The following is a 2,915-nucleotide window of genomic DNA, read 5'->3' as shown; positions in this document are numbered from 1 at the left end:
CGCTCTCCGATCCGCACCGGTACACCCGCGGGGTGGAGCAGCCCGGTAGCTCGTCAGGCTCATAACCTGAAGGTCGCAGGTTCAAATCCTGCCCCCGCAACCAAACACAGATCGCGAAGCCGCTGAAACACTCGTTGTTTCAGCGGCTTTTCGTTTTTGGCCCTGGTTGGACAGGCGGGTTGGACAGGCGGGGCGCGGCCGGGAATGTCCCGATTTTGACGCGACCTTGGGCTTCGCCGGGATGGTCGGATAGGATGCTCAACCCGGTTTCAAAAACGCCCCGGTTTCAAAAATACGTGGACCGATGCCCAACCTCTTCCTTCTCTGCCGGCGGACGGGATCCGCGCTGCTCGTCGGACTGCTTCTCGCGGTTGCGCTCTCACCTTTGGCCGTCTCGGCGCAAACGCCCGCACCGGTGTCGTCCGAGGCCGCCGAGTTCAAGTCCCGCTTGGGGGCGTGGCAGGACGTCCTCAACAAGGCGGCGTCGCGGATTGCCGCGGGCGAGATCGACAACGAGGAGTATGAACAGCTCCGAGGAGTCCTGAGCGAGGTGCAGGCCGCCGCTCGCGCCGTCGCCGGAGCCGCTGCGGGAGCCCGCGAGACGGCCCAGCGCATGATCGACTCCCTGGGTCCCACCCCCGCGGCGGACCAGCCGCAGGAGGCGGCGCCCATCGCGGCCGAACGCAAGCGCCTGTCGCAGAGCGTTGCCGAGGTGGACGGGCGGATCAAGCAGGCTGACCTGATCGTCACGCGCGTCGACATCCTGCTGCGCAGCGCCGCCGACCAGCGCATGACCCAGCTGACCGAGCGGATCTTCCGGCGCGGTCCGATCCCCCTGACCCCGGACACCTGGGGCGAGTTGCCGGCCCAGACCGCCTATGTGCAGGAGCGCATCGGCCGGGGCATCCTGGTCGTCGCGGCGGAGGGCGTGTGGCAGGACCGCCTGTATGGGCTGGGCGCCCTCGCGGCGCTGCTGCTGCTCGTCGCGTGGCCGGTGCGCCGTGCGCTGCTGCGCCGCTATGGGCATCGCGCCACGGCGGCGCGGCCGAGCTATCGGCAGCGGGTCGCGGCGATGGCGGTGGAGGTGTTCGCCCGCTGCCTGATGCCCGTGGTGCCGACCGTCGCCTTCAGCGCCGCCCTGGCCGGCCTGCTCCAGGGCGTGCCGGAGGCCGGGCCGCTCGCCACGCTGGTGGTCGGGCTGTCGGGCGGCCTGTCCGCCTTCTTCCTGGTGACCGGCGTAGCCCGCGCCACGCTGGCGCCCGACCATCCGGAATGGCAGCTCGCCAGCCTGGACCCGGACAGCACCCGCCGGCTGGTGCGCCGCATCATAGTCGCGGCGGTCGGCCTCGCGGCGGCCGGCACCGGCATCGGCCTGTCGGAAAGCATGTTCACGCCGCCGGAGCTTCGGTCGATCCTCGGCCTGGGGACCATGGCGGTGATCGCGTCCGCCCTGCTGTCCCTGCTGCCGGGCCGGCTGTGGATCGCGGCCCGCGATGTCTCCAGCGGTTGCGGTTGCCCGGATGGTGGCGCTGCGCCGGTCCAGACGCGCGCCGTCTGGCCGCGTCTGCGGCTTCTGACCGGGGCGGTGGCGGTCGCCTCGCTGGCGGCGTCGGGCGCCGGGTATCTGGCGCTCGCGGTTTATGCCGCGAAGCTGATGCTCACCGCCATTATCGTCGGCGGCGTCCTGCTGGTCGCGCGGGGCATTCTGCGTGAGCTGCTGTGCGTGCTGCTGGAACGGAACCTGGGGGCGGTCGCCGGCTCCGATGGTGATTCCGACAAGAGCCGCCGGCTGTTCGGGCACGCCGGCAACGTCGGCATCGACCTGGGCCTGCTGGCTGCGGCGTCCTTCTTCCTGCTGCCCTTGACCGGCATGACGCTGTCGGAAATGCGGGGGATGGCCGACTCCTTCCTGGGGGGCATCACGGTCGGCGGGGTCCGGATCGCGCCGGGGGACATCCTGTCGGCGATGCTGGTGTTCGGCGCCGCCATCGCGGCGACCCGCGTCGTGCAGCGCCAGCTTGACGAGCGGTTGCTCGGCCGCCTCGCCATCGACGACGGGGTGCGCAACTCCGTCCGGACCGGCATCGGCTATCTCGGCACCACGCTTGCCATCCTGATCTCGGCGGGGAAGCTCGGCCTCGACCTGTCGAGCCTGGCGATGATCGCCAGCGCGCTGTCGGTGGGCATCGGCTTCGGACTTCAGAACGTCGTCAGCAACTTCATCTCGGGCCTGATCATGCTGGTCGAGCGGCCGATCAAGGTCGGCGACTGGGTGGTGGTCAACGGCATCGAGGGGACCGTCCGCCGCATCAGCGTGCGTGCCACGGAGATCCAGACCTTCCAGCGCGCCTCGGTCATCATCCCGAATTCGGAGTTCATCTCCAAGGCGGTGGTCAACTGGACGCTGAAGGACCGGACCACCCGCGTGGAGATCAAGGTGCGCTGCACCTACGACTCCGACCCCCGCCGCGTGCACGAACTGCTGCTGTCCATCGCCCGCGGCCACGAGCTGGTCCTGAGCGTTCCGGAGCCGATCGTCGTCTTCCGCGATTTCGGCGCGAGCGCCCTGGAGTTCGAGCTGCGCTTCTTCGTGGCGAGCACCGACTCCATCCTCCCCGTCCGCAACGAACTGCGGATGCGGATTGTCGAGGCGTTCCGCGCTCACGGCATCGAAATGCCCTATGATCAGCAGGTGATCCACATGCCGAGGATCGAGGCGCTTCTGCAAGGCCTGAGTGCGGCGCCGCCGTCCCTGGACGCGGGTGGAGGTGCGGCCAAGGTCGTGCCGCTCCCCGACAAGGTCGGGGCGTGAGGGATCTAGGGCGTGTCGTCAGTTAGGGGATTCCCAGCGGGCGGAATGCGTGATTCATAGAGCGTCGGCTGACGGGAGGGCCGACCGATGCGACGCTATGCTT

Annotated in this window: 1 protein-coding gene and 1 tRNA gene; both read left to right on the top strand. The window is 69.4% G+C overall.

The annotated features are described in order from the left end of the window. The first annotated feature begins 26 nt into the window (after positions 1-26). Positions 27-103: transfer RNA gene (locus tag ACSVC7_RS32490), tRNA-Met, on the top strand. Positions 104-304: 201 nt separating this feature from the next. Then, a complete protein-coding gene (locus ACSVC7_RS32485) occupies positions 305-2,812 on the top strand; it encodes a DUF3772 domain-containing protein (protein ID WP_448208730.1) in 2,508 nt (835 codons plus the stop codon). Positions 2,813-2,915 lie beyond the last annotated feature (103 nt).

This window comes from Azospirillum mesophilum (assembly GCF_053470405.2).
The sequence above is the reverse complement of the archived record's forward strand: the minus strand, read 5'-3'. Positions and strand labels throughout refer to the sequence as shown.

What these genes read in the sequence shown, in the direction of transcription:
- ACSVC7_RS32485 (WP_448208730.1), top strand. Translation starts at nt 305, where the DNA reads ATGCCCAACCTCTTCCTTCTCTGCCGGCGGACGGGATCCGCGCTGCTC.